The organism is Sphingomonas sp. PvP056, from assembly GCF_040549155.1.
Taxonomy (GTDB): Bacteria; Pseudomonadota; Alphaproteobacteria; order Sphingomonadales; family Sphingomonadaceae; genus Sphingomonas.
Map to the genome: position 1 here is coordinate 755635 of NZ_JBEPST010000001.1, position 13119 is coordinate 768753.

General features: G+C 65.2%; 11 protein-coding genes. 6 read left to right on the top strand and 5 right to left on the bottom strand.

Going from position 1 to position 13119, the window contains the following annotated elements; genetic code table 11:
* Nucleotides 1–292: 292 nt before the first annotated feature.
* Nucleotides 293–3106 carry a M16 family metallopeptidase gene (locus ABIC17_RS03550; RefSeq protein ID WP_354279255.1) on the top strand — a complete coding sequence of 938 codons (2814 nt, stop codon included), beginning with the start codon at nt 293–295 and terminating at the stop codon, nt 3104–3106.
* 20 nt (nt 3107–3126) lie between these two features.
* Nucleotides 3127–3429, top strand: a complete 303-nt coding sequence (locus ABIC17_RS03555) for a hypothetical protein (protein WP_354279256.1) — start codon at nt 3127–3129, stop codon at nt 3427–3429.
* A 102-nt stretch (nt 3430–3531) separates the two neighbouring features.
* Here the strand turns inward: ABIC17_RS03555 and ABIC17_RS03560 are convergent, their stop codons facing one another.
* From ABIC17_RS03560 to gpmA, 3 genes are all read right to left on the bottom strand, one after another.
* Nucleotides 3532–4599, bottom strand: a complete 1068-nt coding sequence (locus ABIC17_RS03560; RefSeq protein ID WP_354279257.1) for a 5-(carboxyamino)imidazole ribonucleotide synthase — start codon at nt 4597–4599, stop codon at nt 3532–3534.
* 172 nt (nt 4600–4771) lie between these two features.
* Nucleotides 4772–5251 carry a 5-(carboxyamino)imidazole ribonucleotide mutase gene (gene purE / locus ABIC17_RS03565; protein WP_354279258.1) on the bottom strand — a complete coding sequence of 160 codons (480 nt, stop codon included), beginning with the start codon at nt 5249–5251 and terminating at the stop codon, nt 4772–4774.
* Nucleotides 5252–5688: 437 nt separating this feature from the next.
* Nucleotides 5689–6375, bottom strand: coding sequence for a 2,3-diphosphoglycerate-dependent phosphoglycerate mutase (gene gpmA, locus ABIC17_RS03570; RefSeq protein WP_354279259.1), 687 nt, complete (start codon nt 6373–6375; stop codon nt 5689–5691).
* 232 nt (nt 6376–6607) lie between these two features.
* On the opposite strand from gpmA, the gene ABIC17_RS03575 reads away from it, so the two are divergent.
* Nucleotides 6608–8398, top strand: coding sequence for a tetratricopeptide repeat protein (locus tag ABIC17_RS03575; RefSeq protein ID WP_354279260.1), 1791 nt, complete (start codon nt 6608–6610; stop codon nt 8396–8398).
* Between the two features lie 175 nt (nt 8399–8573).
* Nucleotides 8574–10295: a tetratricopeptide repeat protein gene (locus ABIC17_RS03580; protein ID WP_354279261.1), complete on the top strand. Its 1722-nt coding sequence runs from the start codon at nt 8574–8576 to the stop codon at nt 10293–10295.
* 61 nt (nt 10296–10356) lie between these two features.
* Here the strand turns inward: ABIC17_RS03580 and ABIC17_RS03585 are convergent, their stop codons facing one another.
* Entirely contained in the window at nt 10357–11505 is a 1149-nt protein-coding gene (locus tag ABIC17_RS03585; RefSeq protein ID WP_354279262.1) for a M14 family metallopeptidase, read from the bottom strand.
* Nucleotides 11502–12191: a DUF4136 domain-containing protein gene (locus tag ABIC17_RS03590; RefSeq protein WP_354279263.1), complete on the bottom strand. Its 690-nt coding sequence runs from the start codon at nt 12189–12191 to the stop codon at nt 11502–11504. Before ABIC17_RS03590 ends, ABIC17_RS03585 begins: the two co-directional genes overlap by 4 nt.
* 151 nt (nt 12192–12342) lie before the next feature.
* Here ABIC17_RS03590 and ykgO point away from each other — a divergent pair, with 151 nt between their 5' ends.
* Nucleotides 12343–12468 (top strand): type B 50S ribosomal protein L36, encoded by a 126-nt coding sequence (ykgO, locus tag ABIC17_RS03595; RefSeq protein WP_004210176.1) that lies wholly within the window; start codon nt 12343–12345, stop codon nt 12466–12468.
* A 7-nt stretch (nt 12469–12475) separates the two neighbouring features.
* Nucleotides 12476–13093 (top strand): HAD family hydrolase, encoded by a 618-nt coding sequence (locus ABIC17_RS03600; protein WP_354279264.1) that lies wholly within the window; start codon nt 12476–12478, stop codon nt 13091–13093.
* The last annotated feature ends 26 nt before the right edge of the window (nt 13094–13119 follow it).

Genomic DNA, 13119 nt, shown 5'->3' on the forward strand with positions numbered 1-13119 from the left:
GTTTATGCCGACAGTATGGTGTCGCGGCGCTAGGGCGCGACCGCAGTCGGCAATCCGGCGCGGATCTTGTTTCCCAAGGTGGCCGTATCGCTGGTCGACTCGAAGGACGCCTCGGCCGAGGTGCGGAATGACATGCCTGCAATCGGCCGCTTCGCGCTGGACTGATCCGTTCGGCGATCAGGCATCGCCGATGCCGACCCTGCGCAAGGCCGATTGCAACGCCAAACCCCATTGCTATACCCGGATAGCACAGTGGTCTGCCCAGACCGTTTATTCCGGGGAACACATCAGCATGACCGTCAAGCTTATCGCGCTCTCCGGCGTTGCGCTGGCGACGTTCGCCACGCCCGCTTTCGCGCAGACCACTCTTCCCAAGCCCGCCCCGGTCGCGGATCTCGTCCGCCAGGTCGACATTCCCTACAGCGAGTTCCGCCTCCCCAACGGCCTGCGCGTCATCGTCAACACCGACCGCAAGGCGCCGGTCGTGGCGGTCAGTGTGTGGTACAATGTCGGCTCCAAGTTCGAGCCAAAGGGCAAGACCGGCTTCGCGCATCTGTTCGAACATCTCATGTTCAACGGCAGTGAAAATGCGCCGGGCGATTATTTCGATTACACCAAGGCGATCGGCGCGACCGACCTCAACGGCACGACCTATTTTGATCGCACCAACTATTTCGAGACCGTCCCCGCCGCCGCGCTCGAGCGCACGCTGTTTCTGGAGAGCGACCGCATGGGCTATCTGCTCGGCGCGCTGACCCCCGCAGTGGTCGATGAGCAGCGCGGCGTCGTCCAGAACGAGAAACGGCAGGGCGACAATCAGCCCTACGGTCTGGTCGAGTACAAGCAGGTCGAGACGCTGTTCCCCGCGTCGCACCCCTATGGCCATTCGACGATCGGCTCGATGGCCGATCTCGACTCCGCCAGCGTCGAGGACGTCAAGAATTGGTTCCGCGGGCATTATGGCCCCAACAATGCGGTGCTGGTGCTGTCGGGCGATGTGGATGCGGCGAAAGCCAAGACGCTCGTCACGAAATATTTCGGTGCGATCCCGCGGGGCCCGCAGAGTGATGCGCCCGCCGCACCCGTGCCGTCGCTCCCGGTCGCCAAGTTCGAGACGATGAAGGACCGCGTCGCCAACACGCGGATCCACCGGATGTGGGCGGTGCCGGGGTTGAACGACACCGACTCGGTCGCGCTCGATGTCGCGGCGGGGGCGCTCGGCGGCTTGTCGAGCAGCCGGCTCGACAATGCGCTGGTCCGCAAGGAAAAGCTCGCGGTCTCGGTGTCGGCGAGCAATGAGTCCTTCTCGCAGGTCGGCATGTTCACGATCAGCGCGGACGTCCGCCCCGGTGTCGATCCCGCGCTGGTCGCCAAGCGGCTCGACGAGATCATCGCCGAGTTCATCGCCAAAGGGCCGACCGCGGACGAGGTGCAGCGGGTCGCGACGCGCGACGCCGCGCGCACGATTGCCGGGCTTGAATCGACCGGCGGCTTCGGCGGCAAGGCGGTCGCGCTCGCGCAGGGCGCGCTCTATTCGGACGATCCTGGGTTTTACAAGAAACAACTCGCCACGCTCGCCGCGGAAACGCCCGCCAAGGTCAAGGCGGCAACCGCCAAGTGGCTGTCGCGTCCGGTGTACGGCCTCACGGTCGTTCCCGGTGCGCGCGATGCCTATGTCGAATCGACACCGCCCGCCAAGGTCGTCACCGCGCCCGAACCGGTGGTCAAGGGCACGCGCGGCGGCCTGCCCGCGGTCGGCACGCTCGGCGAGCTGGTCTACCCGAAGATCGAGCGCGCCAAGCTGCGCAACGGGATCGAGCTGATCTATGCCTATCGCAACGCGGTGCCGATCACCCAGGCGGTGATGAGCTTCGATGCGGGCGTCGCGGCGGACGTGCCGGGCAAGCTCGGCACGCAGCAACTGACGCTCGCGATGATGAGCGAAGGCACGACCACGCGCGACTCGATCGCGCTGGCCGAGGCGAAGGAGCGGCTGGGCGCGAACGTTTCCGCCGGGTCGAGCGCGGATCGCACCTTCCTCTCGATGTTCACGCCGAGCGCGAACCTTGCCGCTTCGACCGAGCTGTTCGCCGACATCGTCCGCAACCCGAAGTTCGATCCCGCCGAAGTCGCACGTCTCAAGAACCAGCAACTGTCGCGGATCGCGGCGGAACTGACGAGCCCGCAAGGGCTCGCGGCGCGGGTCTATCCAAAGCTGATCTACGGTGCCGCCTCGCCTTATGCCAAGGCGATCGGCAGTGGCGACGCAAAGGCCGTGGCAACGCTTGGCCGCGACGACCTGATCGCGTTCCAGCACCGCTGGATCCGCCCCGATACGGCGAAGATCTTCGTCGTCAGCGATCGACCGCTCGCCGAGATCAAGGCTGCGCTCGACGCACGCTTCGGCGACTGGACGCCGACGGGTACGCGCGGGACCAAGGACTTCACCGTCGCCGCCGCGCCTGCAACGCCGCGGATCGTCCTGATCGATCGTCCGGATTCGCCGCAGTCGCTGATCGTCGGTGCGGCCCCGACCGCGCTGGTCGGGACGGATGATCTGCTGGGTGTCACCACCGCGAACGATACGCTCGGCGGCGACTTCACGTCGCGGATCAACATGGATCTGCGCGAGGACAAGCACTGGTCCTACGGCGTCAACGGCGGCTTCCGGCGTGCGGAGTATCAAACACCGTATGTCCTGTCGGCCCCCGTCCAGGCGGACCGCACCGGGGATTCGATCAAGGCGCTGCAGGGCGACATCAAGGCGTTCCTCACCACCAAGGGGATCACCCCGGCCGAGTTCGACCGGACGATCACCGACTCCGTCCGTTCGCTCCCCGGCAATTTCGAGACCTCGGGCGCGGTGCTGGGGGCAATGCAGTCGAACGAGCTCTATCGCCGCCCGGACGACTATTTCGCGACCCTCCCGCAAAAATATCGCGCGATGACCGCAGCCGAACTTGACGCTGCGGCACGCAAGGCGCTCGACCCGTCGAAGTTCATCTGGGTCGTGGTGGGCGATGCCAGCAAGGTCCGCGGCCAGCTTGACAGCATCGGGCTACCGGTCGAGGTGGTCCCCGCGGCGTCCGTAGCGGACGTGCGTTGAGCTGATTCAGGAGAGATACGATGGCTGCTGTCGATGGAAGCTGGGATACGATCGTCAAGTCGCCGCTGGGCGACCAGAAGGCAGTGCTGACCGTCAAGACCGACGGCAACAGCTGGACCGGAAGCCAGGTCGGCGCGATGGGCGCGGTCGACATCAAGGACGGCACGGTCGAGGGCGACACGATCAAGTGGACGATGTCGATCACCGTCCCGATGCCGATGAGCCTCGACTGCAGCGCGACCGCCGAAGGCGACACGCTGACGGGTTCGGTCGGCGCAGGTGCGTTCGGCAGCTTCCCGATGACGGGCACGCGCCAGGCGTAACGCCTTTCGTTTTTCGGTACGAATGACGGCCTGCGCTCCTTCGGGAGCGCGGGCCGTTTCTTCTTCTCCCTCTCCCCGCTTGCGGGGAGAGGGAGAAAAAGTTTACCGCCCCAGCCGGGTCACATGCCCCATCTTGCGCCCGGGCCGCGTTTCCTTGCCGTACAGGTGCAGATGCGCCCCCGGCTCGGCGAGGATTTCCGCCCAGCGATCGGCGTCATGCCCGATCAGATTCTCCATCGCCACGCTCGGCGCAGTCAGCGCGGTATCCCCCAGCGGCAGCCCGCAGATCGCGCGGATGTGGTTCTCGAACTGCGAACACACCGCGCCCTCGATCGTCCAATGTCCCGAATTGTGCACGCGCGGCGCCATTTCGTTGAATACCGGGCCATCGGGTGAGGCGAAGAACTCGCACGCGAGCACGCCGACATAGTCGAGCCGGTCCGCGATCCGCCCCGCCAGCGCCGCCGCCTCGCCCCATTGCGAAGCGATCTCTGGTGGCGCAGGCAATGTCGAGCGCGCGAGGATGCCGTCGACATGCTCGTTCCACGGCGGCGGATAGCTGACCATCTGCCCGTCGGCGCGGCGCACCAGCAGGATCGAGAATTCGTGGCTGAACGTCACGAACCCTTCGAGCACCGCGGGCCGTCCGCCGATCGCGTCCCACGCGTCGGCAACCGCATCGGGGCTGGCGATCCGCACCTGCCCCTTGCCGTCATAGCCCATGCGCAGCGTCTTGAGGATCGCGGGGCAACCGATCTCCGCGACCGCGGCTTCCAGCTCGGCGAGCGTCTCGACCTTGGCCCAGGGCGCAGTGCGGCCGCCGATTTCGCCGACGAACGCCTTTTCCGCGGCACGATCCTGCGCGATGCCAAGCGCGGCGGGCGCGGGGTGGACCGGCACCTTCGCCGCAAGATAGCGCACCGGATCGAGCGCGATATTCTCGAATTCATAGGTCACGACATCCGCCGCGGCAGCGAATTCATCGAGCACGATCCGGCTGTGATAATCCGCGCGGGTAAAGCTCGACGCGGTCTGTGCGGCGACCGCTTCCTCGTCGGGCGCGAGGATGCGGACGTGATAGCCGAGTTGCGCCGCGGCCACCGCGAGCATCCGCCCGAGCTGCCCGCCGCCGAGGATGCCGATGGTCGATCCGGGGGGGAGGGGGGTCATGCGCGTGGGTCCGTCGGGTGAGGGGGGGGCATAGTAGCGGGTCTCCCCGCCCTGGAAGAGAGGGGCCGGGGGTGGGTGGGTCCGTTGTTCGGCCGGACGCCTGCCCTAGGCCGACCCACCCCCAACCCCTCCCTTTCCGGGAGGGAAGGAGTGAGGGGCTGCCCGTCGTGCTTCATGCAGGGTCGGTCGCCACGCCATCGGTCTGCGCCGCGCGCCACGCCTGCAATCGAACGCTCAAATCCGCGTCCGACAGCGCCAGGATCGCCGCCGCGAGCAATGCCGCGTTCTTTGCGCCCGCCTTGCCGATCGCGAGCGTGCCCACAGGGATTCCCGCGGGCATCTGGACGATCGAGTAGAGGCTGTCGACGCCCTTGAGCGCCTTGCTCTCGACCGGCACGCCGAGCACCGGCAGATGCGTCAGCGCCGCCGCCATGCCCGGAAGATGCGCCGCACCGCCTGCGCCCGCAATGATGATCTTGATCCCGCGGCCTGCCGCACTGTCGGCATAATCGTACAGCCGCTTGGGGGTACGATGTGCCGAGACGACCTTGGCCTCGTGCGAAATGCCCAGTTCCTCAAGGAGATCCGCCGCGTGGTGCATCGTCTCCCAATCGGAGGTGCTGCCCATGATGATGCCGACCGAGGGTTCCATCGCCCGGAGGTAGCGGCGGCCTGCGCGAAGAGCAACCGTCCGTATCGTCCGTCAGCGGATAGCGCGAGGGAACCACTCGCGGTCACGCGAGTTACGCCATTACTCAGCCGATACGTGTTTAGTAGCGGCGTCCGTCAAAGCCTCCGGTCGAATGTATCGCCGGTCCTCTCACCCGTTGGGAGTGTATGGCGCGTATTGACGGCACGAGGCTCTGCCGCGTCGTTGGCGAGTTTGTACCGAATACATTCCGCGTAACACGTCGTGACGGCTGCCTCCCCCCCGGGCATCCACCATCGGCGGGTAATAGTAGCGTTGGCGTAATGCTGCTGGTGGATTTGGGCTTCGTGCCCGGACGACAGAATGTGTTCCACAGTAAAGCGTACCGAGTATCGCGTACCGCCGTCACCCAGCCTCGTGCCAGGGTGACGGCTCCCGCCTTAGCGTTCGTTCAGATAATAGCGGTCGGTCGCGTTCAGCGCATCGTCGAGCTCATAGACGATCGGCTGGCCGGTCGGGATCTCGAGCGTGGTGATCTCGTCGTCGGGAATATTCGACAGATGCTTGACCAAAGCGCGCAGCGAATTGCCGTGCGCAGAGATCAGCACGCGCTGCCCGTCCTTCAACGCCGGCACGATCCGCGACTCCCAATACGGCAGCACACGCGCGATCGTATCCTTGAGGCTTTCGGTCGCGGGGATTTCGATCCCCGCGTAGCGCCGGTCCTGCGTCATGTCATAGGCGCTGCCTGCCTCCATCGGCGGCGGCGGCACGTCGAAGCTGCGCCGCCAGATATGCACCTGCGCCTCGCCGTGCTTCTCCGCGGTCTCCGCCTTGTTGAGCCCGGTCAGCCCGCCATAATGCCGCTCGTTGAGCCGCCAGTCCTTCTCCACCGGCAGCCACAGCCGGTGCATTTCCTCAAGAGCCAGATTGAGCGTCTTGATCGCGCGGGTCTGGAGCGAGGTGAAGCACTGGTCGAAATCGAGCCCCTTCTCCGCCATCAATCGCCCTGCCGCGCGGGCTTCCTCGATTCCCTTTTCGGTGACGTCGACGTCCCACCAGCCGGTGAAACGATTCTCGAGGTTCCAGCTGGACTGGCCGTGGCGGATCAGGACGAGCGTTGGCATGTGCGATGGTCTCCTTCCCCGACGGACGGCCGGGGACCCAGTTGCGCGCCGGGGTATCGTCTGGGGCGGGCGCGATCAACCTCGGGGTTGGGGGTGCGGACGGTTTCGGTGTGTGCAAACGTCGCCTTCGGTGGGTCTGGAGCGACGACCTTTGCGTCGAAATGACTCGATTTCGGGCGCGATCGCGCGCTTGATGTCGACCCGAAGGCTTTGGCTGATGGGAGGGCTTCAAATGATGCGGTGGTGGCTTTTCGTCGTCGGCATGGTCGTCACCCTCCCGGCCCACGCGCAACTGACCGCGCCGGTGAAGAATGGGGATCTGTCCATCACGGTCACGGGCACCCGTATCCCCAAGACCAAGGTCGAGATGAGCAACTGGCGCATGGCGGAAACGCCGCATGTCGTCGTGTTCAGCGGAAACGACGAGAAGGATTTGCGCCGTACCGCGCACAATCTCGAAAAGCTCCACTTCCTGCTCTCGGCGCTGACCGGACGGGTGGACGCGCCGGACGAGACGATCAAGCTCGCCGTCACGATGATTGGCGATGTGGCGACGTTCGAGCAGCTTCGGTTGACCGACCTCCGCTGGCAATATGGGCCGTTTCCGCAGGCGTTCGCAAAGACAGTCTATTACGATCCGCGCGAAGAAGGGTCGGTGCTTGCAACCACCGGGATCGGGGTAAATGTCGTTCTCCAGCCATCGGACGGCCGTCCAACGAACCGCAATTGCTTTCGCGATGACGGCGGCTATCCCGCCGATCAATTCGTCGTATTCAGCTTCACGGGTGGTAGCACCGTTCCCGGTCGTGTCCCCAGCCTCGATCCAACAACAGCAGACATCGCCCCTCAGCTTACGAAGAACGAGATTGCCTTCTGCCAGACCGCCGATTCCCGGCTCTACGCCGGCTTCGCGCAGAATTACCTGATGACCTATTCCCCCGCGGCATACCCGCGCTGGTTCCTGCAGGGCTTTGGGGAAATATTCGCCACGATGGTCGCTAGCGACGACTATGTGGAATACGGCCAGCTCCCACCCGGTTTTTTCAAAGTCATGGAGCATTACGGCGATTATCCGGTAACGGATATCCTGAGCGGCCGCTATCTCTCGGGCGAGGGGCGGGCCTGGACCCCCTATCACGCGTGGCGGCTGGTCCATCTCCTGTATTTTTCGGACACGTTGAAGCCGCGTTTGCGGACCTATCTCGACGCCGTGGCGAACGGGGCCTACCCGGAAAGCGCCGCAAGCGCGTTGGGCAGTCCGGCCGAGCTCCAGCGCGCCGTCAACGCCTACCGGGGCCGCGCGGTGCAGGCCGAGCGGATGACCTTTCCGGTCGCGCGCACCCCGGCCCCGACCGTCCGCCGTCTGACGCGGGCGGAGGCGGGTCTGATCCGGGGGCGGCTCGAGCTTGGCGCGCGGATCGATGTGCCTGCCGAAGAGGGCCGCGACCGTTCGACGGCGCTTGCCCGACGCTCGGCCTGGATTACCCGGCTTCGCGGCAATGCGAGCCGCTTCCCCGACCTGATCGAAAACCAGTTGCTGTTGGCCGAGGCCGAATGTCGCAGCGGCAATCCCGAAGACTGTCTCGCCGCCGCCGATCGGGTGATGGCACAGGCACCAACGGACACGCGCGCGCTCGTTTGGAAGGGCACGGCGCTTGCCGCATTGGCTGGGCGCGCGCCCATCGTCGAGCGTCAGCCTCGGCTGGAGCAAGCCAGAGGTTTGATCGCCAAAGCCAACCGCGCGGATTCGGAGGGAATCCTTCCGCTTATCGCTTATTACAACAGCTTCGCCGCTGACGGAGGGCAAGCGTCGGACCTTGCCGTGGGCGGGCTCTACAAGGTCGTTCAGTCATCCCCCGCCGCGCCCGGTCCACGGCTGAAGCTCGGGCAAGAACTGATCGGGCGCGATTTCAAGGATGATGCTCGCAGCACGCTGTTGCCCGTCGCTTATGGTCCGTTCGCCACGCCGGAACAGCCAACCGCGGCCGCCTTGCTGCCGCAAACTGTGCCACACGGTAACTAAAACTAGCTACTATACAGGCTGCGCTTCCAAGTGAATGTCGCCATCAGCCAGTCTGCAACGAGGGTATACCATTAAGGACTCGATTTTTGGCCCAATCGGGCGCTTAATGTTGCCTTGAAGGCCTTTGCGGAACGTGGAGCTTCACAGGATGCGGTGGTGGCTTGTCATCGTCGGTATGATCTTTAGCCTCCCGGCGCAGGCGCAACTGACTGCGCCGGTGAAGAATGGGGATCTGACCATCACGGTCACGGGTACCCGAATTCCCAAGACCAAAGTCGAGATGAGCAACTGGCGCATGGCGGAAACGCCGCACGTCGTGGTGTTCAGCCAGGACGACGAGAAGGCTTTGCGGGATACCGCGCACAACCTCGAGAAGCTGCACTTCCTGCTGTCGGCCCTGACCGGGCGGGTGGATAAGCCCGACGAAACGATCAAGATCGCGGTGACGATGATCGGGGCTGCCGCAGAGTTCGAGCAGCTTCGGCTGACCGACCTGCGCTGGCAATATGGCCCCTTTCCGACGCCTTTCTCCAAAACCATTTACTACGACCCCCGGGAGGAGGGGCCAGTTCTCGCGGCGACGCAAGCGGGCTCGAACCTGGTCCTTCAGCCGTCCATCGGCCGTCCGTCGCGCCGGGATTGTCAAAGCGACGGCGATACGGGGTTGGTGAGCGTAAGCTTTGCGCCCACATCCAATCCCGATGGATCGGAGAGCTGGGGCGGGATCGTTGCCCTTCTTCCGGTTAACGAGATCGCCTTCTGCCAGTCGGCCGACTCGCGCCTCTACGCAGGCTTTGCCCAGAATTACCTGATGACCTATTTCCCCGCGGCCTACCCGCGCTGGTTCCTGCAGGGGTTCGGGGAGATGTTCGCGACGATGGTCGCCGACAAGGATTTCGTCGAATATGGCCAGCTTCCGACCGGCTTTTTCCAGGTGATGAAGCAGTACGGCGACTATCCGGTGAGGAATATCCTGGATGGCCGCTATCTCTCAGGCAAGGGACGCATCTGGACGCCCTATCAGGCGTGGCGGCTGGTGCACCTGCTGTATTTCTCGGACACGTGGAAGCCGCGGTTGCAAAAGTACCTCAGCGCCCTGGCGGGGGGTGCAGACTTGAAAACCGCCGCCGATGCCCTGGGCAGTCCGGTCGAGCTCCAGCGCGCCGTCAACGCCTACCGGGGCCGCGCGGTGCAGGCCGAGCGGATGACCTTCCCGGTCGCGCGCACGCCGGCCCCGACCGTCCTCCGGCTGACGCGCGCGGAGGCGGGGCTCATCCGGGGCCGGCTCGAACTGGGCGCGCGGATCGAAGTCCCTGAGGAGGAAGGCCGCGACCGTTCGACGGCGCTTGCCCGGCGTGCAGCCTGGCTCGCGCGGCTGCGCGGCAATGCGACCCGATTTCCCGACCTGATCGAAAACCAGTTGCTGCTGGCCGAAGCCGAATGCCGCAGTGACAATCCGGATCCATGTCTCGCCGCCGCCGACCGCGTGATCGCGCAGGCCCCGACCGATACGCGCGCGCTCGTGTGGAAGGGCACGGCGCTTGCCGGATTGGCCGGGCGTGCGCCCGCCGGAGAGCGTCCGCTTCGGCTTGAGGAGGCCAGGCGGTTCATCGCCAGGGCCAACCGTCTGGATCCGGACGGCATTCTTCCGCTGATCGCTTATTACAACAGCTTTGCCGTCGCCGGGGCGCAAGCCTCGGACCTTGCCGTCGGTGGGCTGTACAAAGTCGTTCAGTCCTCCCCTGCCGCGCCGGGTCCACGGCTGAGGCTCGGCAAGGAACTGATCGTGCGCGATTTCAAGGATGATGCGCGCAGCACGCTGCTGCCCGTCGCTCATGGTCCGTTCGCAACGCCCGAACAGCCGACCGCCGCCGCCTTGCTTCCGGCAACGGGCTGATCGACCGCGGGCGCGAGGGCTGTTTCTCGACGTCGCTCAAAACGAACGGGGAGAGCGTGGCTCAGATCTCGTCGATCATCCCGGCCAGCACGTCGAGGCACGCATGCGCCAATGTCTTGGACCGCTCGCCCGACCAGCCGAATTCGGCGTCGGGGTTGGGATCATGATCCTTGAACGGCATCTCGAGCGTCATCGATACGGCGCCAAACCGCTCCGCCACCTGGTTGGTCGACATCGACAGGTTCGCGCGGCCCGGTGCCGCCTTGTCATAGCCCTTGGCGGTCTGGAAATCGGGCGTCACCGCCTCGAGCCGCTTCCCGAAATCGGTATATTTCGCACCCTGCGTCTCGGTCCACGACGGGATCCCCTCGAACCCGGCGAAGAAGTTCGCCGGGATCGCCTCGTCGCCGTGCACGTCCATCGCGAAGTCCACGCCGGTGCGGTCCATCGCCGCCAGCACGCACAGCACCTCGGGGCTCTTCTCCGCCGTCGGGGTGAGCCACTCGCGGTTGAGGTTCACCCCCGCCGCGTTGGTGCGCAGATGCCCGCGGAACGACCCGTCGGGGTTCATGTTGGGCACGCAGTAGAAGGTCGCCTGCTCCAGCAGCGCAGCCACGCCCTGGGCAGCCGGGTCGGTCAGCCGTTCGAGTAGCCCCTCCATGAACCATTCGGCCATGCTCTCACCCGGATGCTGCCGCGCATAGAACCACACCGGCTTCGCCCCCGTGCCGATCGCAAGGCAGTCGATCGCGCGCCCATCCAGCGTCTGCCCGAGTTCGTGATGCGTCACCCCCGGCGCGAGCGCGATGCGCGCGACCAGATCGTCGTGGCGCTCCATCGTATAGGGCTGGAAATAAGCGAACCACGCAAGGTCGCCGGTCCCGGTCCATTCGAATTCGAGCACCCCGTCGACATAGCGCGTCGGGATCATCCGCCAGTGGATCCGGTCGGTGCTGACGCGCACCTTGTAGCCCGGCCAGCCGAACGGATAGGCCGAGCCGCCGGCATTGAGGATGCGGAAGGTACAGGTTGTGCCCTTCACGCCCGAGGCGCGGAAGTGGAACCACTGGTAGAAATCCGACTGGCGGTCATGCTCGATGTTGAGATCGATGCGGGCGGCATGGCTGCCCCCCGCTTCGATCCCGACCAGCTGGATGTTGCCGCTATCGAATGCGGCGTTGATGGCGATGGTGTTGGTGAGGGCGATCATTTCACCGTGATAGTGCGCCCCGATTCCCCGGGGAAGCCCTGGAACAGCGCCGCCGCCAATTTCCGCGCGACCGCGTCGGGCTGTGCATCGCGTGCCCGCTCGTCCGCGCTGGTCTGCGCGCGGCCTTCCCAGATGATCGTCTGGTCGCTGCGGCGGCGGATCTGTACCTGCATGTCGGTCAGCGCAATGGCGCGATACTTGGGTCGTCCGATCGGGAAGGAGATCCCGCCGCCGAGCCCCAGCCCGCCGCCGCGATACCCGCCACCACCGCCGCCGCCGCCAAGGCCGACCTGTACGCCGCTGCTCTGTGGCGTGGTCTCGCGGAACTGCCGGCTATAGCCGACGACCGCGAGATATTGCGACGACATCGGCGTGCTGGCGGTCGTGAAGCCATGCCGCAGCGCTTCGTCCTGCACCGCATTCGCGTAATTCTGGAACTCGAGCCCGGTCTCGATCGGGACCCGCTGCTGCGGGTTCTGCGGCGATGGTTCGACGCCGACGTTGGAGCCATAGGTGCCATAGCGCCCGACCGTCCCGCGCTGCATCGGCTCGACCGCAATCGTCCCCGTCTCGAGCGGAGCGCCGAGATGGAAGCGGGTCACTTCCACCGGGCCACTCCGCGGCGTCGTTGCGCACGCCGTGAGCGAAGAGGCCGCCACCAATGCCAATCCCAAACCGATTTTCATGCGCTTGCGCCTTTAAGAGAACTTGTTGCGATGAGGTAACGCTTCGATGCCCGGTTGGGGTTCCGCGGCAACCCGATCTTGACTAAGCTTCCCGCGGCCCATATGCGAGCGCCTCTTTTCCACATTCCAGAATTTGCAAAGCGAATCGATCATGAAGATCCGCAATTCCCTGAAGTCGCTCAAGGGTCGTCATCGCGATAACCGCGTGATCCGTCGTCGTGGGCGCACGTACGTCATCAACAAGACCAACCGTCGCTTCAAGGCGCGCCAGGGTTAATCACCCGATGCGTGCCCGGACGCGTGCCGTCGTCTTCGACGTCGGCAACGTCCTGTACGACTGGAACCCGCGGTTCCTCTATGAGCGCCTGATCGATGATGATCGGGCGCTCGATGCGTTTCTGCGGGATGTCGCGACCAAGGACTGGCACTTCCAGCATGACGCTGGCCGCCCCTTCGCCGAAACCTCGGCGGAGCTTGCAGCCGCGCATCCGGATCATGCCCATCTGATCGCTGCATGGGGTCCAAGGTTCGTCGAGCAACTCGGGGGCATGCTTCCGGGGATGCACGCGCTTGTCCTCGACATCGAGGCGGCGGGGGTGCCGCTGTACGCGATCACCAACTTTTCCGCCGAGTTCTGGCCGCCGTTCCGCGATCGCGAGGCGGAGCTGTTCGATCGCTTTGCCGATATCGTGGTGTCGGGCGACGAGTTGCTGACCAAGCCCGATGCCGCAATCTACCGCCTCGCGCTCGATCGGTTCGGACTGGCGGCAGAGGACGCATTGTTCGTCGACGATCGCGAAGACAATGTCGCCGGTGCGCAAAGCGTCGGTATGCCCGCTGTGCTGTTCACCGATGCCGAGACGCTACGCGCCGATCTGGTGAACCACGGAATTCTCAGTTGATCTGAAACGTCGTGCTCCTGCGCATG

Coding starts and splice junctions, on each gene's coding strand:
- purE (WP_354279258.1), bottom strand. CDS start 5,251: ATGGAACCCTCGGTCGGCATCATCATGGGCAGCACCTCCGATTGGGAG.
- ABIC17_RS03560 (WP_354279257.1), bottom strand. CDS start 4,599: ATGACCCCCCTCCCCCCCGGATCGACCATCGGCATCCTCGGCGGCGGG.
- ABIC17_RS03590 (WP_354279263.1), bottom strand. CDS start 12,191: ATGAAAATCGGTTTGGGATTGGCATTGGTGGCGGCCTCTTCGCTCACG.
- ykgO (WP_004210176.1), top strand. CDS start 12,343: ATGAAGATCCGCAATTCCCTGAAGTCGCTCAAGGGTCGTCATCGCGAT.
- ABIC17_RS03600 (WP_354279264.1), top strand. CDS start 12,476: ATGCGTGCCCGGACGCGTGCCGTCGTCTTCGACGTCGGCAACGTCCTG.
- ABIC17_RS03585 (WP_354279262.1), bottom strand. CDS start 11,505: ATGATCGCCCTCACCAACACCATCGCCATCAACGCCGCATTCGATAGC.
- gpmA (WP_354279259.1), bottom strand. CDS start 6,375: ATGCCAACGCTCGTCCTGATCCGCCACGGCCAGTCCAGCTGGAACCTC.
- ABIC17_RS03550 (WP_354279255.1), top strand. CDS start 293: ATGACCGTCAAGCTTATCGCGCTCTCCGGCGTTGCGCTGGCGACGTTC.
- ABIC17_RS03575 (WP_354279260.1), top strand. CDS start 6,608: ATGATGCGGTGGTGGCTTTTCGTCGTCGGCATGGTCGTCACCCTCCCG.
- ABIC17_RS03580 (WP_354279261.1), top strand. CDS start 8,574: ATGATCTTTAGCCTCCCGGCGCAGGCGCAACTGACTGCGCCGGTGAAG.
- ABIC17_RS03555 (WP_354279256.1), top strand. CDS start 3,127: ATGGCTGCTGTCGATGGAAGCTGGGATACGATCGTCAAGTCGCCGCTG.